The sequence below is a fragment of the Bacillus sp. AMCV2 genome (assembly GCF_056033925.1).
On record NZ_JBVYIB010000002.1, the window covers coordinates 2,861,227 to 2,884,941 of the forward strand.

Genomic DNA, 23,715 nt, shown 5'->3' on the forward strand with positions numbered 1-23,715 from the left:
CAAATGCCGGCAGAAAAGCCGGAACTTTGTTTTATATTATAGAAAAAGTGAGGGTTTTCCATGTTCCATGTCGAAAAACAATCTGGAGATAAAGAAAAAGACTATCAGCTTCTGCTAAAACAGCTCGAAGCCATGACCGAAGACGAAACAGACCAAATAGCTAACTATGCAAATGCCTCAGCGCTGCTGTATCATTCGCTGCCTGAAGTCAACTGGGCGGGTTTCTATTTTGCCAAAGAAGAGGATGGACAGCTTGTGTTAGGTCCGTTCCAAGGCCTGCCGGCATGTGTTCGGATTCCTTTCGGCAGAGGGGTTTGCGGCACAGCGTACGCAAACGGAAAAGTGGAACGTGTTGAGGATGTAAACGCGTTTCCTGGACATATCGCCTGCGATGCAGCGTCTCAATCAGAAATTGTGCTTCCGATTCGTGTAGACGGAAAAATTGTCGGCGTCTTGGACATCGACAGCCCAGTGAAAAACCGTTTCGACGAAATTGATGAAAAATACTTAACTCAATTTGCCGAAACGCTAGAAAAAGCGTTAGCTCAGTAATATAAAAGCCCAAAACTGATATCGTTTTGGGCTTTTTTTATTTTATTGAGTCATGAATCATCAAACGGTTTTTCCCGCTCCGTTTCGCGCTGTAGAGCGCTTCATCTGCCTCATGCACAAGCTCTTTCAGCGACTTTTTTGTTTCTGTCGTCCAGCAGGATATACCGCAGGAAATGGTTACCTCGGGTTTCGTATTTTTTCTGACCGCATAAACCAGTCGCTCGGTAATCCGTTTCCCCACTGCAACCGGCACATTTGGCAAATAAATCGCCAGCTCCTCGCCTCCCCAGCGGGCACCGACATCATGCTTTCGGATGTTGCTTTTAATCACTGAAGCGACTTGAATTAAAATCTCGTCCCCAGTCTGATGGCCGTACGTATCATTTACATTCTTAAAATTATCAATATCAACAAGAATAAAAACACCCTTTTGGTGGATTTTCATGCTGTATTGAATTTTTTCATCTAAATACGCTCGTGAATACAGTTCAGTCAGCTGATCTGTTTTCACGAGATGCTCAAGGCGGTCGCGGAGCATTGAATTGGTTACAGCCAGTGTCGCGTGATGAATCAGCGCCTGAAACAGCTTGTACATTTCAAATGTAAAAGCGTACAGCTCCTGTTTCAATAAAACCGCAAAACCTAGAAGCCGGTCGTTTTGAATCATCGGAGCAGCCATCAGCGAGCCGTACCCCGCCTTCCCAAAAACAGACTGGCCATTCCCGATGAAAACCCCTTTTTCACCTTCATACAGCTTTTCTTTCAGCTCATTATAAAAATCTGACGGCTTCGCTTCTTTAAAAAATGCTGTGCTGCCTGGGAGCAATGTTAGGTTTTCAAAATGGTCTATATGAAAAAATCCCACTTCTTCTGCCTGAAACGATTCTGCCATTCTCACAGCCAGATCATTCATTGTATCAGTCAGTGTCAGCCGCTGATTCAGGCGGCGTGATGTTTCATTAATCAATTCCAAATTTGCGATGCTTGCTTTGGATTGTTCGTAGAGCTGGGCATTTTCAAACGCTTTTCCCGCGGCGTTTGCTAACAGCGACATTTCATCAAGGCAGGCATCAGTAAGAAAGCTGTCACCCGTTCCCTCAGCCTTCAACACCCCGTATGTGCCCTGCTGTCCTTTGATCGGAATATAGGCGGCAGATTCATTTTTCCGCAAAATGTCCCCGGACAAATACACTTTGAGCGCAAAGGAATCGGATTTTTCCCCTTCCATATACAGCTCTTTTGCAGGAATCCCTAAACATTGGTCTTGATCGTGCGATATAAATAAAGAAAACTCAAAAAGAGAAAATGTGCTGGTCAAGCTTTCTAAAAGCTGCTTCAGCACATCTGTCTGATCAAGCAGTGAATGGAACAGCTCCGTCATTTTGTATATCTTTTTTTGGTAGATCGTTTTGTTATAGAGTCTTTCCTGTTTCATCGACTGGTTTAAAAATGAAGCAACCACGTCCGGAAGCCCTTCAGGAATCTCTTCATCCTGCCTGCACGCAAGATGGAAACGCCTGCCGGAGCCGTCCTCAATCAGATAACATGAAGCGTTTATTTTTGAAGCGGAAAAACGCGCTTCACCATCTGCCAGTTTTGTCACAAAGTCTGATGATGACGGTGTAAGCGAAACACAAAGGGTTGAAAAATAGGTTTGAATAGCCGAAGTCAGCCATATTAAAGAGTCGGTGAATGTGACTTTTTCAGATTTGGTTAATAAAAAATCGAGCATATGATAATGAAAGGCGGATAATTGATCTTTAGTTTGTTCTACCATGTTTTTATCACCTAAAAGTTTACCACTAATTTTTGTTTATTATATCATAAACGGTGAAGCAATAATGGAGGAATGGTTGACTTCAAAACAAATAAATTATATAATGACCTTTGTGTGAAATATTGCAGCCTTTTTGTTCAGCTTCTATGTTTTCATTTTGTTCCTTATCAATAAGGTGTATCGTGTAACTCTCTGCTGCTGGAGCGAGGATACATGAAAACAAAATGTGCATGGTCGAATAGAGCAGACGGTTTTTATTTTCCACAAAAATAAAACCAAAGGAGGAGTCACATTATGGCTCGCTATACAGGTCCATCTTGGAAACTGTCTCGCCGTCTAGGAATCTCTCTTAGCGGTACAGGAAAAGAATTAGAAAAACGCCCTTACGCTCCAGGTCCACACGGCCCAGGACAACGTAAAAAATTATCAGAATACGGTTTGCAATTGCAAGAAAAGCAAAAGCTTCGTCACATGTACGGTGTAAACGAACGTCAATTCCGCACTTTGTTTGACAAAGCTGGCAAACTAGCTGGTAAACACGGTGAAAACTTCATGATTCTTTTAGATTCTCGTCTTGATAACGTTGTGTACAAGCTAGGTTTAGCACGTACTCGCCGTCAAGCTCGCCAATTGGTTAACCACGGTCACATTCTTGTAGACGGAAGCCGCGTTGATATCCCGTCTTACCTAGTGAAACCTGGTCAAACAATCGGTGTTCGCGAAAAATCAAGAAACCTTTCTATCATCAAAGAATCTGTTGAAGTGAACAACTTCGTTCCTGAATACCTTACTTTCGACGCTGAAAAGCTTGAAGGTACTTTCACTCGTCTTCCTGAGCGTTCTGAACTTGCTCCGGAAATTAACGAAGCGCTTATCGTTGAGTTCTACTCTCGTTAATCGTTTTAAAAACCCCTGCCGCTATGCGGTCGGGGTTTTTTTATCGTCTATTTTGTCTTTTGCCTCTTGCTGGCCAACACTATCCTGCGCCTGCTGCTCCCAATAATCCCGCTGCAGCCGTTCTTTTGCAATCGTACACATGAGATTCACGCTTTAGCGCTCCTTTCATTTAAAAGGTGGTGATTGGTCGTGTTTGCCCTATCTAATATACTCTTTTCCTTTCATTCCTATGCGGTAAACAAAAAGATCCTTTGCCTTCAGTGGCAAAGGATCTTTTTCTTATTTATACGTCACAAGGAAGTATTTTTTCTTCCCGCGGCGCATAACAGTAAATTGATTTTCGATACGGTCTTCAGCTGATAGGGTATAATTTATTTCCGTCTGGCGTTCACCGTTAATGTAAACAGCTCCGTTTTGAATGTCTTCACGCGCTTGGCGTTTAGAAGGAGATAATTTAGATTGCACCAACACATCTACAAGTGAAAGCTCTTGGGTGCTGTCAGCTTCCATAGAAGGAACATCTTTAAAGCCTACTTTTACGTCTTGAGCAGAAAGCTCTTTAATATTGCCGCTGAACAGCGCTTGGGAGATGTTGATGGCTTGCTCCAGCGCCTCGCGTCCGTGAACTAGTGATGTCACTTCTTCTGCCAGGCGTTTTTGTGCTTCACGTTTTTCTGGCGCCGTTTCTGTTTTTTCAGCGTATGCTTCAATTTCCTCTTTTGAAAGGAACGTAAAGTATTTCAAGTATTTGACAACGTCACGGTCGTCTGTGTTGATCCAGAATTGATAGAATTCATATGGCGATGTTTTTTCTTTATCAAGCCAGATCGCGCCGCCTTCCGTTTTTCCGAACTTCGTGCCGTCTGCTTTTGTGACAAGCGGAATCGTTAGGCCGAACGCTTTTGCTCCTTCTTCTTCTGATTTTCTGATCAGTTCAAGACCCGCTGTGATATTGCCCCACTGATCGCTTCCGCCGATTTGCAGTTTACAGTTTTTGTCTCTGTAAAGATTTAAGAAATCATAAGATTGAAGAATCATGTAGCTGAATTCTGTGTACGAGATGCCGGATTCAATTCTTGAGCTGACCGTATCTTTTGCCAGCATGTAATTGATGCCGAAATTTTTACCAACGTCTCGAAGGAAATCGATCACATTCATTTTGCCGATCCAGTCAAAGTTGTTCGCGATGACAGCTGGGTTTTCTGCTGCTTCAAAATCTAGAAATCTGGACAGCTGGTTTTTGATTTTTTGGGACCATTCGGATACGATGTCAGCAGTGTTTAATGTACGCTCTGCTTTTTTTCCGCTTGGATCACCGATGAGGCCCGTCGCGCCGCCCACAAGCGCAATCGGATGGTGCCCTGCAAGCTGAAAACGGCGAAGTGTTAAAATAGGCAGCAGGTGTCCGATATGCAAGCTGTCTGCTGTCGGGTCAAAGCCTGAGTACAAGCGGATTTTTTCTTCATTCAGCTGTTTATTTAACCCTTCTTCATCTGTCATTTGCTGAATCAATCCGCGGAAGGATAAGTCTTCAAGTAAGTTAGTCATAAGATAAAGCTCCTTTTTTGATTAAAATAAAAAACGCCCCTTCGTTTACACGAAGGGACGATTGATTATCGCGGTACCACCCTACTAATAAGAGAATGCAAACATTCGTCTTATCACTTTGCCTGATAACGGATCAGGTCCGTTCTTTCACTACTGAAAGCCTGGCCGGCTTTGTTTGCAAAAGCGGTTCATGAGTGTATTCGATATACCCATCTGTGCTGATTTTCACCGGCCATCAGCTCTCTGGAACGTAAGGATATTCTACTTGTCTCAATCTTTACCTTTTCATATGAAGCTATATCATTTTTAACATAAATAAAATCCTGTGTCAACGCCGCCTTTTAATCCTCCATTGTTGACAGATCTCCAGCAGGCAGATTAAGCTCCCATGCCTTCAGCACGCGCCTCATGATCTTTCCGCTTCGGGTTTTCGGAAGCTTATCTTTAAATTCGATCTCACGCGGAGCCGCATGGGCTGCAAGACCCTGCTTTACAAATAGGCGGATCTCTTCTTTCAGTTTATCAGACGGCTCAAATCCTTCCCTGAGTGCAATAAAGGCTTTAATGATTTCTCCACGCACCGGGTCAGGCTTTCCGATTACGCCTGCTTCTGCAATAGCCGGATGTTCGACAAGCTTGCTTTCCACTTCAAATGGGCCGACGCGCTCACCGGAAGTCATGATGACGTCATCAACTCTGCCTTGGAACCAAAAGTATCCCTCTTCATCCATGTAAGCAGAATCCCCAGACACATACCAACCGCCCGGCATGAAATACGATTCATACTTTTCAGCGTTATTCCAAATGGTATGCATCATGGAAGGCCAGCCCTTTTTGATGGCGAGATTGCCCATTCGGTATGGCGGTAGCTCGTTGCCTTGATTGTCAACGATCGCTGCCTCCACTCCTGGAATCGGCTTACCCATTGAACCCGGTTTAATATCCATGCAAGGATAGTTGCAGATGAGCTGACTGCCCGTTTCGGTCATCCACCATGTATCATGAATTCGTTTGTTAAAAACTTTATGTCCCCATCTGATGACTTCCGGATTTAGCGGCTCACCGACACTGAGCACATGCCGTAGTGAAGTTAGATCATATTTCGCAGCCATTTCATCTCCCGCTCCCATCAGCATCCGAAAAGCGGTCGGCGCGCTATACCAGACATTGACGCCAAGCTGTTCAATCGTTCCATACCAGCTTTCCGGGCTGAAACGTCCGCCGACGATGACATTTGTCGCTCCGTTCAACCACGGTGCAAAAATGCCATATACCGTACCTGTCACCCAGCCTGGATCAGCCGTGCACCAATAAATGTCTTCTTCCTTTAAATCAAGGACCCACTTTCCTGTTTGATATTGCTGAATCATCGCTTCATGGACATGCAGCACGCCCTTTGGCGTACCAGTGGAACCTGATGTATAGTGAAGCAGAAAGCCGTCTTTTTTATCCATCCATTCGATATCCAGTCTTGTGCTTTCCTGTTTCGCTGCTTCATCATAATTGATGATATTCGTGCCGCTCTCAGCCTCTCCCCCGACTACGAAGACATGCTGCAAGTGAGGCAGTTTGTCTACCGGTATTCTCTCCAGCAGCTCAGGTGTTGTGACAACAACCTTTGCCTCACTGTTTTCAAGCCGGTCTTTCACCGCTCCCTCCATAAATGCTTCGAACAGCGGCCCGGCGATGGCGCCAATTTTGATTGCGCCAAGCATAATAAAATAAAGCTCGGGTGATCTCGGCATAAAAATAAAAACGCGGTCCCCTTTTTCCACATTTCCATACCGTCTCAGCACATTCCCGGCTCTGTTTGATTCTTCCTTCATTTCTTTAAATGTGTATTTTTCATCCCTTTTTGCGTCTTTATAATAAAGCGCTACTTTGTTTTTTCGAAACGATTCGGCATGGCGGTCAATCGCTTCATACGCCGCATTCAGTTTCCCTGTCTCATGCCAAGAGAAATGTTTCTCTGCCTCGGCCCAATCAAAATGCCGGTACGTTTCTTCATAGTTTTTTAAGTTATGATCCCCCTCTATTGCTGGTAACGCTTTCAAATTCATGCCCAAACATCCCCCTTTGCTGAAGTTGTCACAATTATTATAGTATATATTCATATTCTTCTCAATTTTTAAAATATAAACCATGTTGAAAACGCTTTATAATTTGGTATTCTTAAAGAAGGCATGTATTTTTATAAGAATTGATGGGACGGTGAATTAGTGGAACATCATAAAACATACCATTCAGCAAACATCAAAACAGCAACCGGCTCTTTACTGATAGAAGGGCCTGTCTCTCCAGAGGATTTGGCAGGTTATGAGTTTCATAAAGATTTAACCGCATTTCGTCCGCCTCGCGAGCAGCATGAAGCGCTAGTCGACATTGCAGGCCTTCCCGAAGGGCGCATTATTATTGCCAGAGACGGCCGAACCATTGTCGGCTATGTCACGTATTTATATCCTGACCCGCTCGAAAGATGGTCTGAAGGAAATATGGAGGATTTGATTGAGCTCGGAGCCATCGAAGTAGCGCCGGACTATCGGGGATGCGCTGTCGGAAAGACGCTCCTGACCGTCAGCATGATGGATGAACAAATGGAAAACTACATTGTGATGACGACAGAATATTACTGGCATTGGGATTTAAAAGGGATGAAAAAAGATGTGTGGGAATACAGAAAGATCATGGAAAAGATGATGAATGCAGGCGGATTGGTCTGGTTTGCAACGGATGAGCCGGAGATCAGCTCCCACCCTGCAAACTGTCTGATGGCCCGCATTGGAAAAAACGTCAGCCAAGAATCAATTGAGCAATTTGACAGGCTCCGTTTTTATCATCGTTATATGTATTAACTGACACTGACAAAGGGGAAAAAATAATGATTGTTGAGCAAATCATGAAAAGAGATGTCATTACATTAACGAAGACGGATACGCTTGAAACAGCAATATGCAAATTGAAGGAATTCCATATCAGGCATCTGCCTGTTGTAGATGAAGAACGACACGTGATCGGCATGATTACAGACAGAGACATGAAACAGGCCAGCCCGAGTATTTTTGAAGAAAACAAACGAAGCCTATTTCTCACACGAAGCGTAGATTCAATTATGAAAAAAGATGTTGTCTGCGCCCATCCGTTAGATTTTGTCGAAGAAATATCAGCCGTGTTCTACGAGCATGGCATCGGCTGCCTTCCAGTGGTACACCATCAAAAATTAATAGGCATTTTAACAAAAACCGATTTGCTGCGGACGTTTGTCAAATTGACAGGCGCTGACCAGCCGGGATCGCAAATTGAGATAAAAGTAAACGACATCACCAAAAGCCTCGCTGAGATCAGCAGTCTTTGCCAAGACCTTCAAGTGAAAATATTAAGCGTGCTTGTTTATCCGCATGACGATCCCGGTGTAAAAGTGCTTGTCTTCCGTGTAAAAACGATGAATCCGCTGCCGTTTTTGCAGGCATTACAAAGAAATGGACACCACGTCGTATGGCCGTCAGAGCAAAGGGATCTGCTATGAGAGACAGTGTATTTATCTATTCTCCATCCTACCAAACCTATATGTTTCATCAGGAGCATCCCTTTAATCAGCAGCGGGTTCTGTTAACATATGATTTGCTTAAGATGATCAATGCCTTTGATGATGGAGACATTGTCACCCCCAGACTCGCTTCAGAAGAGGAGCTTTCCCTTGTCCACACGGACGATTACATTCAGGCCGTAAAGCTTGCGGGCGCCGGAAAGCTTCCCGCTGAAGAAGGAGAAAGCTACGGGCTCGGCACTGAAGACACACCCGTCTTTGCCGGCATGCACGAAGCGGCATCCCTCTTGGTCGGCGGCACTTTAACGGCCGCAGACTGGGTCATGTCAGGACAAGCCCTGCATGCGGCAAACCTTGGTGGAGGGCTTCATCATGGCTTTCGCGGGAGAGCATCAGGATTCTGCATATACAACGACAGCGCTGTGGCGATTCAATATATCCAGAAAAAATATAGCGCCAGAGTGCTTTATATTGATACGGACGCCCACCACGGGGACGGTGTGCAATTTACATTTTACGATAATCCTGACGTATGCACGCTGTCCATTCATGAAACAGGAAGGTATTTATTCCCTGTAACCGGCCAGATCCAAGAAAAAGGCAGCGGAAAAGGATATGGCTATTCCTTTAATATCCCGCTTGACGCTTTTACAGAGGATGATTCTTTTCTTGAGGCTTACCGGACAGCAGCTTCAGAAGTCGCCGCGTATTTCGAGCCTGATGTCATTATCAGCCAAAACGGCGCCGATGCCCATTACTACGACCCGCTGACGCATTTATCAGCAACAATCAATATATACGAAGAAATCCCCCGTCTTGCACACACTTTGGCTCATCAATATTGCGGAGGGAAATGGATTGCAGTCGGAGGCGGCGGATATGATATTTGGCGTGTCGTGCCCCGCGCCTGGGCCAGAATATGGCTTGAAATGAAGGGAATTGACCCGGGACACGAGATCCCGCCGGAATGGATTGCTAAATGGCAAAAACAATGCCCCGTGGCCCTTCCGTCGAGCTGGAGCGATCCGGCTGATTTATATCCTCCGATTCCCCGCAAGCCTGAAATTACAGAAAAAAATGCCCAAACTGTCAGCAAAGCATTATATGCGATACGTTCTGAACAGCAAAGAACAAAGTAAAAAACGACCTTTACGAAGAGGTCGTTTTTGATTTTTTGATCACTATTTCCACACGCCGATTTTCCTTCATGTGTTCATTTGTCTTGTTATCCTTCACCGGCTTTGTATCCGCATAACCGACAGCAATAAAGCGCTTGGAGGGAAGCTTCTCTTTTGACGTGAAGTATTGAATCACTCCACTTGCCCGTGCTGCTGATAGCTCCCAGTTCGACGGGTATCGGTATGTCGAAATGTTTCGGCTGTCTGTATGCCCCTCCACCTGAATGTCATTTGGAATTGTTTGAAGAAGAACGGCAATTTGGTGAAGAAGTGTTTCGGCATTTTTCAGCACCTTTGCCTCACCTGTATCAAACAGCACAGCCTCCTGAAGAACGAGCACGACACCGCGTTCATCCCGTTTGGCTGTCATTTGGGCCTTCAAATGATTGTCTTTTATATATGTATTTACTTTCTTGAGAAGCTGATCCTGCTGATCCTCTTGCTTCTTCGTATCAGGTGGGGATATATTCTTTTTTTTCTATGGATGTTTGGTCCGGCTGAAGCCCGTTGCCTTCCTTCTGGATTGAGTCCACTGCCGCTTTGAATTTTTGCAGATCAATTTGGGACATCGAAAAGAGTAAAATAAAGAACACAAGGATCAAGGTGATCAAATCTGTAAAGGTTACCATCCAGCTGGATGAAGATTGACTGTTTTTTCCGCTTCCATTCCTTCTTTCAAAACGTTCTCTTCTAAGCTTCATGTACAGATCCCTTTTTTGTTTTTACTTGTTTTGGCTGCTTCTGCCATTCTTCCCGTGAGCTGAAAACGACCAGCTGGCTTTCAAGGTTGCGCGGGTTTTTTCCGGATTGAACACCGATAATCCCTTCCACCATTACCTGCTTGATGAAAATTTCACTTTCTGTTTTCTCTTCAAGCTTAGCCGCGATCGGGTTGAAGACCATATTTGCCAGTAATGAACCATATAAAGTCGTCAGAAGCGCAATGGCCATGTTTGGTCCGAGCATATGCGGGTCGTTTAAGTTTTTGAGCATCAGCACAAGCCCGACGAGTGTTCCGATCATTCCCCACGCCGGAGCGAATTCTCCCGCTTTTTCAAAAACTCGCCGCCCTTTTCGGTGCTGTTCCTCCATTGCTGCGATTTCTGAATCCATGACGAGCCGAATCGTTTCTTCATCCCAGCCGTCAATCGCTAAAAGCAGCCCTTTTTTCAAGAATGGATCTTTGATTTCCCGAGCCTGATCATCCAATGATAAAAGCCCGTGTTTTCGCGCGTGATCGGAAAGGGAGACAAAGGTTTTCACAAGATCTTTCACATTGTCTTCCTGGCGGATGAATGCCTGCTTTAACACAGAGGGCGCTTTTTTCAGCTCTCTTGGTGGAAAACTGATAAAAACAGCCGCGCAAAGTCCCCCTGTTACGATGAAGAAAGAGGTCAGATCAAGAAAAGAGCGGAAACCGCTTACTCCCGATCCCGAAATAATCCCAATAACAATAATAATCGTTCCTAACACAAATCCAACAGGTGTAAGATAATCAAAACGTTTCATCATTTCTCCCCATGAAAAAAGCAAGAATTCACCATAAAGGTGAAGCTTGCTCTTTGTTTTTCTTATGACTTGGTTGACTTTCTTAGCTCTATACGGTGCGGCAGTTCGACGATATGCTCTTCAACCGGCTCTTTATTCATGAGCTTCGTCAGCAGTCTCATCGCAACGGCGCCAATATCATATGTCGGCTGAACAACTGTTGAAAGCTGCGGGCGAACCATAAGGCTTAATCTTGTATTATCAAAACCGATAATGTCGAGATCCTCCGGAATGGATAAGCCCTGATCCTGAGCAGCATGGATAATGCCCAGTGCCATTTCATCAGTTGCAGAAAGAATGGCTGTCGGTTTTTTATCCAGGCTCATCAGATGCTGCAGTGCTTCGAGTCCGGAATCATATGTGTAATCCCCTTCAGCTACAAATTGTTCATTAAACGGAAGGTTCGCTTCTTCAAGCGCACGTTTGTAGCCTTGGAGTTTTTTCGAACGGTTGATCGGTTCTGCCATTGGTCCGGAAACGAACGCGATGTCTGTATGTCCTTTATCAACCAAAAGCTTCACGGCATCATAAATCGCCTGTTCGTAATCGATAGCGACTGACGGTGTTTCCTCCTGCTCTTCTACAGAAGCAGCAAGTACGATCGGCACTGGGGAACGCTTAAATTCCGCCACATGCTCGTCCGTAATGTTTCCGCCCATAAACACGATGCCGTCCACTTGTTTGCCGAGCATTGTGTTTAACAAGTGCAGCTCTTTCTCCATGTTTTGGTCAGAGTTGCTCAAAATAATATTGTATTTATACATTGTCGCGATATCTTCAATTCCGCGTGCAAGCTCTGAATAGAAAATGCTTGAGATATCGGGAATGATGACACCTACAGTTGTTGTTTTTTTACTTGCCAGCCCTCTTGCCACCGCGTTTGGACGGTAACCGAGACGTTCAATGGCTTCCAAGACTTTTTTCCGCGTTGTCGGTTTTACATTCGGGTTGCCGTTCACGACACGGGAAACGGTTGCCATGCTTACATTAGCTTCTCTCGCTACATCGTAGATCGTAATATTGCTCATCCTAAAACCACTCCTTTTACTGGATACACTTATCCTTATCTATAGCATAAACACTTTATGTAGAGAAATGTCATAATGTCCGAATTTATGTCGTTTATGATTTGTAAGCGTAAGTCAGTAGTGTACATTATTTTTCATTATTCATCAAATTTAATTACTTCTCATGAAATTATACACGTTTTTATAGATGATGAAAACGTATACTTGGTTTTTATAACTAAATAAACGAGAAAGCATAAAAAAAGGCCGCAGGCGCGGCCTTTTGGATTGTTCAATTAAGCGTTGACTTTCACCATTGGCTTCAGTTCATTCAGCCATTTTTCGAATTCAGGAATCGCCATTTGCTGAGCAGAGTCAGAAAGTGCGACTGACGGATCAGGGTGAACCTCAGCCATTACGCCATCTGCACCGATCGCTAAAGCGGCTTTAGCTGTCGGAAGCAAGAGGTCACGGCGGCCTGTTGAATGCGTAACATCAACAAAGACTGGCAAATGCGTTTCTTGTTTCAAAATCGGCACAGCTGAAATATCCAGCGTGTTTCTCGTTGCTGTTTCATATGTTCTGATTCCGCGCTCACAAAGGATAATTTGGTCATTTCCTTGTGACATGATGTATTCAGCAGCATTGATGAATTCAGAGATCGTTGCAGCAAGACCACGTTTCAGAAGCACTGGCTTTTTCACTGCGCCGGCCGCCTTCAGCAATTCGAAGTTTTGCATGTTGCGCGCTCCGATTTGAATGACATCAATGTAGTCCAGCGCTTCTTCGATATGAGCCGGAGTTACGATTTCACTGATAACCGCCAGATCAAATTCATCCGCTACACGTTTTAAAATTTGAAGGCCTTCAACACCAAGCCCTTGGAAATCGTATGGGCTCGTACGAGGCTTAAAGGCTCCACCGCGCAAAATTTTAATCCCTTGTTTTTTCGCAGCTGCAGCGACTTCAGCTACCTGCTCATAGCTCTCTACCGCACATGGGCCGACAATGAATCTTTGCTGGCCGTCTCCGATTTTTTCGCCTTTGATATCAACAATTGTATCTTCAGGTTTTTTCTTGCGGGAGACAAGCAGCGCTTTGCTGTGATCTTCTTCCTGAAGCTCTAAACCGGCTTTGAATATCTCTTTAAAAATGTGCTGGATGGTTGAATTTTCGAACGGCCCGTCATTGTTTTCAATGATATTGTTCAGCATTGTGCGTTCTCTGACAGGGTCAAATCGGTTGACACCCTGTGCTTCCTTCGCTTTACCGATCTCTTTTACAACATTTCCGCGTTCGTTGATTAGTTTTAAAATTTGTAGGTTTAATTCGTCTGCTTTCTGCCTTAAAAGCTCTAACTCTGTGTTGCTCATTTTTTTTCATCCTTTCCCTGCACATTCATTTTTTATTTTGTAGTTATCATGCATCTTACTATAAGTAATTCCAAATGGAAATACTGAAATACAAAAAATTTTATAAAAACTCTACTTTATTACCCAAACGCTTTTAAGTGATAAAGTAATCTATGAAGCTATCCTACATGATGTGAGGGCAATGTTCAAGGGTTTTTTACAAAAAAAAGCGCCAGATGATATCTGGGCGCTTTTTTCTATGACAAATGCTGCTCAATAGCGGCTTCTGTAATTTGTGAATGTGAGGTATGCCATTTCACTTCACCGTTCTGGATGATGAATATCTGAGGGCTTTCATGCTTGACCCCATATGTTTCTGCAATGAAATTGGACAGCGGCCGGGCTTCTTGTACTTGAAGATAGTAAGCCGGCACATCCTCATGCTGATTTGCAAAGGCATCAAACTCATGAAATGCTGCCTGGCTGATCGGGCATGTGGTGCTGTGTTTAAAGAAGACGAAAACGCCTTCCTGTTCTGCAATCCGTTTAAATTCTTCCTCAGATTGAATAAGCTGTTTAGCCATGACTCAAGCTCTTCCTTCCCTGCTCAGCGATTCAACTGCTCAGCCTGTTTTTGTGCATCTTTCAGTTCGTCTTTTACATCTTCTTTCGTCTGGAGGACTTGATCTTTTGTTTCATCAGCCGCCTGCATCGCTTCTTCCCTCATATCTTGCATTGCAGTCGATGAATCCGTTTTGTCAGATTTGGAACGGTCTCTTAAATCCTTTACCTTGTTCATGATCTGCCCAGACTGATCCGCTACAAGCTGTGTGATGTTGGAAGTTTTGTCTTTTGCGATGCTGACATATTGCGTGCCTTTTTCCTTCGCATCTGCCGTCATTTTATCAGTTTTGTCCCGTAAAGCAACAGCTTGGCTGCCGAGATCGTCGCGAAGTTCTTTGCCTGATTTAGGCGCTAGAAAAAGAGCTGTAGTGGCACCGATGATTCCCCCGATTAAAGTTCCGATTAAAAAATCTTTACTATTAATTCCATCTTTGCTCATCATTATTCCTCCTCTTAGTATTTTTTTCTCTTACAGGGCTGATTTTTTCTTTTGCTTCCATTTCTCCCAAATTTCCATTGCTGCTTGACTCCATGTGACAACTTGATTGATCTTATCTTGATTTTCTCTAACTGATGCCGATACAGACCCTGCCGCTTGTTTCATGGATGTATTGAACTGCTGTACAGAAGCTCCCACTCCTTGAACAGCATGAACGACCGTATTCAGCTTTTCTGATTTTTCCTGAATATCTTCAGCCAGGCGGTTGGTCTTATGTAAAAGCTCGGCTGTTTCAGTTGTGATGCCCTTCATTTGTCCCTCCAGCCCTTCAAGAGTGGATGCGACGTTTTTTAGTGTCAGCTGCAGTGACTTAAATGTTTTAGACAAGTAGATCACTAATACGAGAAATGCAACTGCGATGAGTGCAACGCTCAAATAAAGAATAATAATCATCTCAAACCTCCTTGCTGCAGGATATACTGCTGTTTACCCGTTTTCTTCAATCATAAACATGTGTACTGGGCTGTATACATACTATTCTCCGTTATGTAAGAAAATCCTTTAATAAGCTTTCCCATCAGATAAATAAAAAGCAGTGAGATCACTGCTTTTTATTATGCCATGACGTTTTCGTAGGCTCTCATATATTTTTGGATATCTCCTGCTCCCATAAAGATGAGAACGGCTTTATCATGAGCTTTTAAAACAGATGTGTCATCTTCTTCAATCAGCTTGGCATTATGAATTTTTCCCTGGAGATCACCGATCGTCAGCTTTCCGGCATTCTCACGGGCTGAGCCGAAAATATCGCATAAATACACACAGTCAGCGCCGCTCAGGCTTTCTGCAAATTCGTCAAGAAACTGCTGCGTCCGTGTAAATGTATGAGGCTGAAATACCGCGACAATTTCCCGATCAGGATATTTCTGTCTTGCCGCCTCAATTGTCACTTTTATTTCTGTCGGATGATGAGCATAGTCATCGATCAGCACTTGATCCCCAAGCTGCTTCTCATTGAATCTGCGTTTGACGCCCCCAAAGGATTTGAGAGCATGCTTAATGATGCTGGAATCAATTTCTTCATAATGGCATAACGCAATGACCGCCAATGAGTTTAATACATTGTGGTGGCCGTACGCAGGAATATAAAACGTATCATAGAACGTATTGCGGACAAAGACATCAAAAGTTGTCCCTTCCGTGCTTTTTACGATGTTTCTGGCTTGAAAATCATTTTCTTCCCCCGTGCCGTAATACACAACCGGGACGTTCGCATGGATTTTCGGCAGATGCTCATCGTCTCCGCAGGCAATAATGCCTTTGTTGACTTGAAGAGCCATCTCTTGGAAAGCGTCAAATACATCGTCAATGCTTGAGAAGTAATCAGGGTGATCAAAATCAATATTCGTCATAATCGCATAATCCGGCTGATAGCTTAAGAAATGGCGGCGGTATTCGCACGCTTCAAACACAAAGTATTCGCTGTTTTCATTTCCCTGGCCTGTTCCGTCTCCGATTAAGAAAGACGTCGGTTTTGCGTTTTGGATCACGTGAGCCAGCAGACCCGTAGTCGACGTTTTGCCGTGTGCGCCCGTAACGGCAACACTCGTGAATTTTTTCATGTAGTCGCCTAAAAACTTATGATAACGTATCACCGGAATTCCCTCAGACATCGCTTTTTCTATTTCAGGATGCGTGTCTGGGAATGCGTTTCCGGCGATGACTGTCATGCCGGGTTTAATATTTTCCGCGCTAAAAGGAAGAATCGTAATATTTCTTTTTTCAAGCGCTGTTTGCGTAAAAATAAATTTTTCGATATCCGATCCTTGGACAGTATATCCATTATCATGAAGTATTTGGGCAAGCGGACTCATACCGGTCCCTTTTATTCCAACAAAATGATAAACAGTCATAATTGTACCTCCAACAAACGTCTATCTGTTCCCCAGTATATGACGCTCATTTCAATTTGCGACCGCGGCGGCTGAAAAGCCCCCCTTAGCGGCGTATTTTATATGTTTTGTTATGTTTAGTATCAGGTTATTTCTTTCCGATTAAACCCAGATATCAAGATTTGTCTATGCACAGCTGCTGTAAGCTGTTAAATGCTCTAAACACTATCATACCATGTTTGGTGTGAAAATGAACCCATATTATTCGTTTATTAAATCACTTGCTGTGATCAGCACCTCTCGAGGCTTGCTTCCTTTTGCCTCAGAGATCATGCCTTCCGCTTCCATCATGTCGATCAGCCTTGCCGCACGATTGTAACCGATTCTGAATCTTCTTTGCAGGCTTGAAGTGCTCGCACTGTTTTGCTCTACAACAAACTCACACGCTTCGTAAAACAGTTCGTCCTCTTCTTTCAGGGCTGATCCTTGTCTTACGAGCTCTTCTTGTTCAAATAAATAGGTCGGCGGCATTTGGCTTCTGACGTGGGAAACAACGCGGTCGATTTCCCGGTCTGACACAAAGTTACCTTGCAGACGGACCGGTTTTCCCGAGCCGTTTTCCAAAAAGAGCATATCTCCTTTTCCGAGAAGCTTTTCTGCACCGGCTATGTCAATAATTGTTCGGGAATCAACCTGGCTTGAGACAGAAAAGGCGATTCTCGTTGGGATATTCGCCTTAATCAGACCTGTAATGACATCGACTGACGGACGCTGAGTTGCGACGAGAAGATGGATACCGCACGCTCTGGCTTTTTGGGCGATCCGCGCAATGCTTTCTTCCACATCGTTTGGAGCCACCATCATCAAATCTGCAAGCTCATCAATAATGACAACTAAATATGGCAGCTTTTCACCCATTTGGTGTTCAGCAGTTAATTGATTAAAGCGGTCAATGTCGCGGACACCTGAATGGGCAAAAAGCTCATAGCGGCGCTCCATTTCCTCAACGACCCATTTTAAAGCAGCGGTAGCCGCTTTGGCGTCAGTAATGACCGGGCTGACGAGGTGAGGAATTTTATTGTAAGGGGCCAGCTCTACCATTTTCGGATCAATCAGCAGCACCTTTACCTCACTCGGGTCAGCTTTATAAAGCAGGCTGACTAATATTGTATTGATGCATACGCTTTTTCCGGAGCCTGTAGCGCCGGCAATCAAGCCATGCGGCATTTTCTTCAAGTCGATAACGACAGGATTTCCCGAAATATCTAATCCCAGCGCAGCTGTGAGCGGTGACTTGCTTGTCCTAAAAGCGGAGCTGCGAATCATCTGGCGCAAATCAACCACCTTGCTCGTGCGGTTCGGCACTTCTATTCCGATCGTGTTTTTCCCCGGAATCGGCGCTTCAATCCGAATATCTCTCGCTGAGAGACTGAGTTTAATATCATCGGACAAGTTGGTGATTTTATTCACCTTTACACCTGGTTCAGGATGCACTTCAAATCTCGTGACAGACGGACCCTGGGTTACATGGACCACATTGGCGCGGACATTGAAGTTTTTCAAGGTTAAATCAAGAAGCTGACGCTGTTCTTCGATCCACGCAGTATCATCTTGAACCTGCGCTGGCGGGACATCAAGCAGTGCAACATTCGGAAATACATAGCTGCCGCGGCGCTCCTCTGCTTTTTGCTGTTTATGCGTATCTCTTTTCAGCATCATCACATTAAAAGGAACGGATGGCCCTTTTTGAGAAGATGCGCTTTGTTCGGTCCTTTTCTCCTGTACACCAGGCCTTTTTTTCGGCTCTTCTGAAGCTTCGCGAGGTTTGTCTGCGCGAATTTCCTGCCGGTTTTCAAGGGTTGCAGAAAACGATTTGGAACCCTGCTCCAAGCGTTCAGTTTTCTCAGGCTCTGCATGGCTGTATGGCTGAACATCTATCTTCGTTTCCTGAGCCTCTCCCAGGATGTCATAATGATTATTTATTATGCTGTCTGACGGCTCTTCTGATTCTTTTGCCACAGTTTCTGCTTGAGCCAGAGCCTCTGATGAATACTCATGATCAGTCAATAAAGGCTCTTCCTGACGAATGTCCATTTGTTCTTCTTGAACGAACGGGGACTCAGCACCTTCTGCCGCGTTTTCATGATGATTGTATACTGGGCTGTCTGACGGCTCTTTTGCTTTTTCATCCTCAGATACTGCCTCTGTCTGAGATTCAGGAGCTGTTTGCTCTTCATCAAGTTCAGCGGAGAAAACAGGCTCTTCAAATTTCTCTGACTGCTGCTCCCTTTGTTCTTCCTCAGCCGTTGCAGGCTCTTCGCGACCTACTTCACTGTCTGAAAGCCCTTCAGCCGCCGTATCTGTGAGCATCTCAGGCGGTGTTTGCTCTTCGGGATGTTCAGCTGGGAAGGAAGGCTCCTCTTTTTCCGGCTGTTGAACGCCTGACTCAAATGACACTTTGTTACCTGACGGCTCGGCTGGCCGTTTCGCCAGCGCCTCATCATACTCCGTATCCTTTCTGTTTAAACCGCCAGAAGGCTGTTTTTCAAATTGGGTATCCGGGAAGAAAGGACTTTCTTTTTTGGAATGCGCCTGTGTGTCTGAAGCAGGATAGCCGCGTTCACGTTCGATCTCTTCTGACAGCAGTGTTACCTTCTCTTTTACCGATTTATCCGGTTCGTTCAATGTTTCAGAAGGCTTTTTCGGCACATCCTTTTTAACAGATGGTTTTTGATTGAATCCATAGACAGGCGAAGGGATATTTGTCGGTTTAAACGGTTTCTTCGCCGGCTCTGATGCTTGATATGTATGCTGCTCTTCTTCATTTCTGGGACGCTCTCTGTAAGGTGCAGCACTTGGACGAGGCGCGGATTTCGGTTCGTCCGATGGTGTGCGGCGCCTTCTCAGGTCATGATTTTTGTATCCGTCAGGCACGACTGGAAAACGGAATTTGCCTTTTGGATATTCATAATATATTTTAGGATCTTCCAATCTTTTTAATTGTCCTTCAGGATGATGTACTTCTTGTTGCTGCGGAATTTGAGCGGGTTTTGTCTCCCGTTCAGCATCCTCTTCGCTTTCGCCTAAAAACAAATCAAAAAATTTATGAAGCCAACTCATAATTTATCTCTAACTCCCTTATAGTTTTCTGGGACGGTTTTTAGTATACCACTGCTGGTCGGCCCAGAAAAGATTAAGCTATCAGCAGAAACAAAGCCGCTAAACAAGGGCTTAGCGGCTTTTCACATGATTCGTTTTTTTTGGCGGATTTATGGGAGTCTAAAACTGAAATGCGTCTCCCGCCTCATAGTCTCCTTCTAACACAAGGATGCCTTTTTCAGCAGGGGCATCCGGCAAATCAAGCTCTTTCGCTGAGCAGATCATTCCGCTTGACGGAACGCCGCGAAGCTCTGCATCCTTAATGACAAGTCCGCTAGGCATCACAGCACCGACTTTGGCAACGACAACTTTTTGGCCTTGGTCAACGTTAGGCGCGCCGCAGACGATCTGAAGCGTTTCTTCTCCTACGTTGACTTTACATACGCTTAATTTATCCGCATTCGGATGTTTTTCTTTTGATTCTACATACCCCACAACAAACTTCGGAGATAAATCAACGACTAATGTTTCTTCAACGCCGTTTCTGTTTAAAATCTCATTCACGTCTTGCACGAATGTTTCTGAGAGCGCAACAGGGCCGTTTTCATCAATGGTCAAGTAAGAAGACGCATTGAAAATGTTGAAGCCCGTTGTTTCTTTTGTTTCGTTATTGAAAATTTTGACGACGTTGCCGTGTTTTTCATAGCCTAATTGTTCGCGTGTCACATCTTGAAGAGAGATCAGGAGCGTGTCTCCCACACCTTCTTTATTATAAAAAGCGTTCATAAGTAAAAATCCTTTCTAATCCTTTTTCGGACGGCTTTTCGCCAGGATAAACACCGGTTCCAGCTTTCCTTCATTGTACAAAAATGAAAGGGCGGTAATCGGGACGGTGCCGCCTGCAAAGAAGCTCATCGACATTTGTCCTAGAATATCATACCCCGATTCATTCCGGATGTCAGCAAGAATCAAAACGTCCTGATGAGGAACAGAGATCGCCAGCTCACCTTCTGCATGCTGCTTATACTCATTTAAGATCGCTTCGTTCAAAATCCGGCTTGCGTCGTATCCGTCGTTTGCCCTGAAGAAATAAAAGTAATTGCCGGCAACCGTATCCTCTTTGACAACCGTCGGCAGGGAACGGAGATTAAATGCGGCCGTCTCTCTGATCCGCTCTTTTGTCCAGTTTTCTTTCTCAAGCATGCGCTGGTCAATTAAACGGTAGGTTTTCCCGAGATCTAGCGCGTAATAAATTCTTGTCTCTGCGGTATGATCGTCATAAATGAGCGGAATATCTTCGCTGGACTTGTCCGGGAAGGAAGTCGAGCGGATGACCGGATAAATGCGAGTTTCTTTCCCGGTCATTTCCTGAGCCTTCCCTTCCATTGCCGTCATCGCTTCGGAGACATAGTACACGATCTCATCAATGGCTTCGTCTTTTTTCAGTTCCCATTTTGCAATAATCGGCGGCAAATCGAGCGTAATCCCTTTTTTAGTCGTTTGATCCTCAACACGGAGGGTGTCTTTTTCTCTGTCAAACAGAAAGGAGCGATTCTCGTGCTGAAGGCGCTGTTTCAGTATATCTGACAGCTTCCTTGAGGTCATTTTCAAACCGATGTCCTCCTTTACGCTTTAGCGAGAGAGTCTGTTAAAAACTGTTCAATTTCTTCTTTTGTTTTGCGGTCTTTGCTCACAAAACGATTTACTTCTTTTCCTTCATTAAACACCACAAAGCTTGGGATTCCGTAAATTTCCCACTCTGCACATGTATCAATGAATTTGTCACGGTCTACGTAGTAGTAGGTGAATTCAGGGAAATTCGCTTCCAGTTCAGGCAGGAAAGGCTCTACAAAACGGCAATCCGGGCACCAATCGGCTGAAAACATAAATACAGACCAATCATCCTTTATCGCTTTTTCCAGCTCTTGAGTTGATTCAATTTTTTTCATTTCATATCCCTCCAGTTGTTTATGTTCTTACATGTTTTTTATCGATACTCGTCCATTTGGATCATACCAAACTGCTTGAGGCAAAACCACTTATATGCAACGAATGAATATGTAAGATTGGCTTTCCCATTATCATTATCATATTTTATTTGCATTATCAAGCTCGTTTCGTTTAACATCGTGTACATGAGGGTGAAAATTACAGATGGACATACATAAGGAGGGATTTTTATATGGAGTTTATCGTCTATTTAGCAGGAGAAATCCACAGCAATTGGCGCGAGGAAATTAAAGAGAAAACAAAATCACTGAAGCTCCCGATTACGTTTGTTGGCCCGATGGAGAATCATGACCGCTCAGACAATATTGGTGAAGAAATTATGGGCGTACAGCCAAATGCCGTTTTAAAGGATGACAAAGCCTCTGACATCAACAACTTCAGAACCGCCGTCCTGATGAATAAAGCAGACTTTGTGATCGCCCTGTTTGGCGAAAAGTACAAACAGTGGAACACGGCAATGGATGCATCATATGCGATCGCAAAAGGAAAACCCCTGATTATCATCCGGCCAGAATCGCTCCACCATCCTTTAAAAGAGCTTTCCAATAAAGCGAATATTACGGTTGAAACCGTTAACCAAGCCATTAAGGCTCTTTCCTATCTATTTGAAACAGAATAAGAAAAAAGCTTGTCGATCCGGGCTTACTGCTCGTTCAACAAGCTTTTATGAAACCTACATATTTTCTTTAATCGCATCCACCGTCTGCTTATCGCAGGCTGTTACAAGTTTGATGAGCATTTCTTTAGCAGCAGCATAATCATCAATATGAATGATAGAAGCGTTTGTATGAATATAGCGGGAACATATTCCGATAACCGCTGACGGCACACCGCTGTTCGAAATATGAACCTTGCCTGCGTCTGTTCCCCCGCCGGATACAAAATATTGATATGGAATATCATGCGTTTCAGCCATATCAAGAACGAATTCCCTCATTCCGCGATGCATGACTGTCGTTCTGTCAAGAATGCGAAGCAAAAAGCCTTTTCCAAGCTGGCCGAATTCATTTTTGTCTCCGCTCATATCGTTTGCCGGGCTGGCGTCAAGGGCGAAAAACAAGTCCGGTTTAATCATATGAGAAGCTGTCTGCGCGCCCCTTAGCCCTACTTCTTCCTGAACCGTTGCACCCGCATAGAGTGTATTCGGAAGCTCTTTACCGTGTAATTCCTTCAGAAGTTCAATGCTTAAGCCGCATCCATATCTGTTATCCCATGCTTTTGATAAAATTTTCTTTTCATTCGCCATCGTCGTAAACGGACAAACAGGCACAATCTGCTGTCCCGGTTTAATGCCGATTTTGATGGCGTCTTCCTTATCATCCGCTCCAATATCGATCATCATGTTTTTGATATCCATCGGACGGTTTCGCTGCGCATCTGTCAATAAATGCGGCGGTATGCTTGAAATCACACCCGGAACCGGCCCGTTATCTGTTTGAATTTCAACCCGTTGCGCAAGCAAAACTTGGCTCCACCAGCCTCCGAGCGTCTGGAATCTGAGCAGCCCGTTGTCTGTAATGGATGTCACCATGAAGCCGACTTCGTCCATGTGCCCGGCTACCATAATTCTCGGTGTGTCCTCTGCGCCTCGTCTGACTCCGAAAACACTTCCCAGTCTGTCCTGAACGATGTCATCGGCATATTTGGCTAGCTCCTGCTTCATAAAAGCACGAACCTGATGCTCATTGCCCGGCGCGCCGGGAAGCTGCGTCAGTGTTTGGAAAAGCGCTTTCGTTTCTTGATTCATGTTTTCCCCTCATTTCTATGTAGTCCTTTTATTTTATTAGAAACAATGAAGTTTTCCAAGCACCCTGACCCAATCTGCTCGATCAGCCGCGTATTGCTTAACAGGATTTGGCTGTTTCTGTATAATGAAAAGTACGATCAACCAGGAGGTGCTTTATTTTGAAATTGCGTCATCTTCTTTTAGGAGCAGGACTTGGAATTTGTACGGCTGTCGTTGTGAAACAATATGTGATGAAGCCTTATATTTCTTCAGAAAAAGCGCTTCGCATTGTAAAGTCTGCTTTTAAGCAGCGGGGCCCGATAGACGGATCATGGATTTACACCCAGCCGGAGCCTTACAATATTAACGGAGAAACGGTACAGGTATACAAAACCGGCATTACACGATCAGCTTTCGGAGAATTAGAACAGTATGAAGTCATGGTGGATGCGAAAACGGGAGAAATTGTTGATGTCATTGATACAATCGCCTCTTAACACCGGACAAGCAAAAAATAGAAGC

At 44.4% G+C, this 23,715-nt stretch carries 24 protein-coding genes, 1 pseudogene and 1 other annotated feature; of the genes and pseudogenes, 7 read left to right on the forward strand and 18 right to left on the reverse strand.

The window, feature by feature from the left end; all coding sequences use genetic code 11:
• Positions 1 to 60 precede the first annotated feature (60 nt).
• Positions 61 to 552: a GAF domain-containing protein gene (locus AC0OMA_RS14865; protein WP_014477664.1), complete on the forward strand. Its 492-nt coding sequence runs from the start codon at positions 61 to 63 to the stop codon at positions 550 to 552.
• A gap of 37 nt (positions 553 to 589) precedes the next feature.
• On the opposite strand, the gene AC0OMA_RS14870 is transcribed toward AC0OMA_RS14865, so the two are convergent.
• Complete coding sequence (locus AC0OMA_RS14870) at positions 590 to 2,329, reverse strand: diguanylate cyclase domain-containing protein (RefSeq protein WP_015384382.1); 1,740 nt, start codon at positions 2,327 to 2,329, stop codon at positions 590 to 592.
• Between the two features lie 294 nt (positions 2,330 to 2,623).
• Between AC0OMA_RS14870 and rpsD the strand changes: the two genes are divergently transcribed.
• Entirely contained in the window at positions 2,624 to 3,226 is a 603-nt protein-coding gene (rpsD, locus tag AC0OMA_RS14875; protein WP_003229304.1) for a 30S ribosomal protein S4, read from the forward strand.
• 21 nt (positions 3,227 to 3,247) lie between these two features.
• Here the strand turns inward: rpsD and sr7p are convergent, their stop codons facing one another.
• From sr7p to acsA, 3 genes are all read right to left on the reverse strand, one after another.
• Positions 3,248 to 3,376: a small protein SR7P gene (gene sr7p / locus AC0OMA_RS14880; protein WP_015483566.1), complete on the reverse strand. Its 129-nt coding sequence runs from the start codon at positions 3,374 to 3,376 to the stop codon at positions 3,248 to 3,250.
• 129 nt (positions 3,377 to 3,505) lie between these two features.
• Positions 3,506 to 4,774 carry a tyrosine--tRNA ligase gene (gene tyrS / locus AC0OMA_RS14885; RefSeq protein ID WP_474222212.1) on the reverse strand — a complete coding sequence of 423 codons (1,269 nt, stop codon included), beginning with the start codon at positions 4,772 to 4,774 and terminating at the stop codon, positions 3,506 to 3,508.
• Between the two features lie 50 nt (positions 4,775 to 4,824).
• Positions 4,825 to 5,061 (reverse strand) — a binding site (T-box leader).
• A 54-nt stretch (positions 5,062 to 5,115) separates the two neighbouring features.
• Positions 5,116 to 6,834: an acetate--CoA ligase gene (gene acsA, locus AC0OMA_RS14890; protein WP_047183033.1), complete on the reverse strand. Its 1,719-nt coding sequence runs from the start codon at positions 6,832 to 6,834 to the stop codon at positions 5,116 to 5,118.
• 159 nt (positions 6,835 to 6,993) lie between these two features.
• Here acsA and acuA point away from each other — a divergent pair, with 159 nt between their 5' ends.
• The 3 genes from acuA to AC0OMA_RS14905 are packed head-to-tail and all read left to right on the forward strand — an operon-like array spanning position 6,994 to position 9,457.
• A complete protein-coding gene (gene acuA / locus AC0OMA_RS14895; protein WP_003229296.1) occupies positions 6,994 to 7,626 on the forward strand; it encodes an acetoin utilization protein acetyltransferase AcuA in 633 nt (210 codons plus the stop codon).
• Positions 7,627 to 7,652: 26 nt separating this feature from the next.
• A complete protein-coding gene (locus AC0OMA_RS14900) occupies positions 7,653 to 8,297 on the forward strand; it encodes an acetoin utilization AcuB family protein (RefSeq protein ID WP_003229294.1) in 645 nt (214 codons plus the stop codon).
• The gene (locus tag AC0OMA_RS14905) at positions 8,294 to 9,457 is read left to right on the forward strand and encodes an acetoin utilization protein AcuC (RefSeq protein ID WP_474222213.1); all 1,164 of its coding nucleotides are present in this window, start codon (positions 8,294 to 8,296) and stop codon (positions 9,455 to 9,457) included. The genes AC0OMA_RS14900 and AC0OMA_RS14905 overlap by 4 nt, the downstream gene beginning before the upstream one ends.
• Positions 9,458 to 9,467: 10 nt before the next feature.
• Here the strand turns inward: AC0OMA_RS14905 and motS are convergent.
• The 13 genes and pseudogenes from motS to AC0OMA_RS14970 all read right to left on the reverse strand — a co-directional run bounded on the left by motS (position 9,468) and on the right by AC0OMA_RS14970 (position 21,561).
• Positions 9,468 to 10,197 (reverse strand): annotated as a pseudogene (gene motS / locus AC0OMA_RS14910) (flagellar motor protein MotS).
• The gene (gene motP / locus AC0OMA_RS14915; RefSeq protein ID WP_474222440.1) at positions 10,187 to 11,005 is read right to left on the reverse strand and encodes a flagellar motor protein MotP; all 819 of its coding nucleotides are present in this window, start codon (positions 11,003 to 11,005) and stop codon (positions 10,187 to 10,189) included. The pseudogene motS and the gene motP overlap by 11 nt, the downstream one beginning before the upstream one ends.
• Positions 11,006 to 11,067: 62 nt before the next feature.
• Positions 11,068 to 12,072 carry a catabolite control protein A gene (ccpA, locus tag AC0OMA_RS14920; protein ID WP_003229285.1) on the reverse strand — a complete coding sequence of 335 codons (1,005 nt, stop codon included), beginning with the start codon at positions 12,070 to 12,072 and terminating at the stop codon, positions 11,068 to 11,070.
• Positions 12,073 to 12,347: 275 nt separating this feature from the next.
• Entirely contained in the window at positions 12,348 to 13,424 is a 1,077-nt protein-coding gene (locus tag AC0OMA_RS14925; protein ID WP_003223454.1) for a bifunctional 3-deoxy-7-phosphoheptulonate synthase/chorismate mutase, read from the reverse strand.
• 236 nt (positions 13,425 to 13,660) lie between these two features.
• Complete coding sequence (ytxJ, locus tag AC0OMA_RS14930; protein WP_015251445.1) at positions 13,661 to 13,987, reverse strand: bacillithiol system redox-active protein YtxJ; 327 nt, start codon at positions 13,985 to 13,987, stop codon at positions 13,661 to 13,663.
• A gap of 23 nt (positions 13,988 to 14,010) precedes the next feature.
• Positions 14,011 to 14,466: a YtxH domain-containing protein gene (locus tag AC0OMA_RS14935; RefSeq protein WP_004398549.1), complete on the reverse strand. Its 456-nt coding sequence runs from the start codon at positions 14,464 to 14,466 to the stop codon at positions 14,011 to 14,013.
• A gap of 30 nt (positions 14,467 to 14,496) precedes the next feature.
• The gene (locus AC0OMA_RS14940) at positions 14,497 to 14,919 is read right to left on the reverse strand and encodes a DUF948 domain-containing protein (RefSeq protein ID WP_474222214.1); all 423 of its coding nucleotides are present in this window, start codon (positions 14,917 to 14,919) and stop codon (positions 14,497 to 14,499) included.
• Between the two features lie 161 nt (positions 14,920 to 15,080).
• Positions 15,081 to 16,379: a UDP-N-acetylmuramate--L-alanine ligase gene (gene murC, locus AC0OMA_RS14945; RefSeq protein ID WP_003229274.1), complete on the reverse strand. Its 1,299-nt coding sequence runs from the start codon at positions 16,377 to 16,379 to the stop codon at positions 15,081 to 15,083.
• Between the two features lie 240 nt (positions 16,380 to 16,619).
• Positions 16,620 to 19,478: a DNA translocase SftA gene (gene sftA / locus AC0OMA_RS14950; protein WP_474222215.1), complete on the reverse strand. Its 2,859-nt coding sequence runs from the start codon at positions 19,476 to 19,478 to the stop codon at positions 16,620 to 16,622.
• Between the two features lie 159 nt (positions 19,479 to 19,637).
• Positions 19,638 to 20,243 (reverse strand): YtpR family tRNA-binding protein, encoded by a 606-nt coding sequence (ytpR, locus tag AC0OMA_RS14955; RefSeq protein ID WP_198878563.1) that lies wholly within the window; start codon positions 20,241 to 20,243, stop codon positions 19,638 to 19,640.
• A gap of 15 nt (positions 20,244 to 20,258) precedes the next feature.
• Positions 20,259 to 21,068 (reverse strand): DUF1444 domain-containing protein, encoded by an 810-nt coding sequence (locus tag AC0OMA_RS14960; protein WP_009967991.1) that lies wholly within the window; start codon positions 21,066 to 21,068, stop codon positions 20,259 to 20,261.
• A gap of 14 nt (positions 21,069 to 21,082) precedes the next feature.
• Positions 21,083 to 21,406 carry a thioredoxin family protein gene (locus AC0OMA_RS14965; RefSeq protein WP_015384390.1) on the reverse strand — a complete coding sequence of 108 codons (324 nt, stop codon included), beginning with the start codon at positions 21,404 to 21,406 and terminating at the stop codon, positions 21,083 to 21,085.
• Positions 21,407 to 21,444: 38 nt separating this feature from the next.
• Positions 21,445 to 21,561, reverse strand: coding sequence for a hypothetical protein (locus tag AC0OMA_RS14970; RefSeq protein ID WP_004399150.1), 117 nt, complete (start codon positions 21,559 to 21,561; stop codon positions 21,445 to 21,447).
• A 78-nt stretch (positions 21,562 to 21,639) separates the two neighbouring features.
• Between AC0OMA_RS14970 and AC0OMA_RS14975 the strand changes: the two genes are divergently transcribed.
• Positions 21,640 to 22,086, forward strand: a complete 447-nt coding sequence (locus AC0OMA_RS14975; RefSeq protein WP_003229263.1) for a YtoQ family protein — start codon at positions 21,640 to 21,642, stop codon at positions 22,084 to 22,086.
• Positions 22,087 to 22,140: 54 nt separating this feature from the next.
• On the opposite strand, the gene AC0OMA_RS14980 is transcribed toward AC0OMA_RS14975, so the two are convergent.
• Positions 22,141 to 23,214, reverse strand: coding sequence for a M42 family metallopeptidase (locus AC0OMA_RS14980; protein ID WP_015384391.1), 1,074 nt, complete (start codon positions 23,212 to 23,214; stop codon positions 22,141 to 22,143).
• A gap of 158 nt (positions 23,215 to 23,372) precedes the next feature.
• Here AC0OMA_RS14980 and AC0OMA_RS14985 point away from each other — a divergent pair, with 158 nt between their 5' ends.
• Complete coding sequence (locus AC0OMA_RS14985) at positions 23,373 to 23,690, forward strand: PepSY domain-containing protein (RefSeq protein WP_014477682.1); 318 nt, start codon at positions 23,373 to 23,375, stop codon at positions 23,688 to 23,690.
• The last annotated feature ends 25 nt before the right edge of the window (positions 23,691 to 23,715 follow it).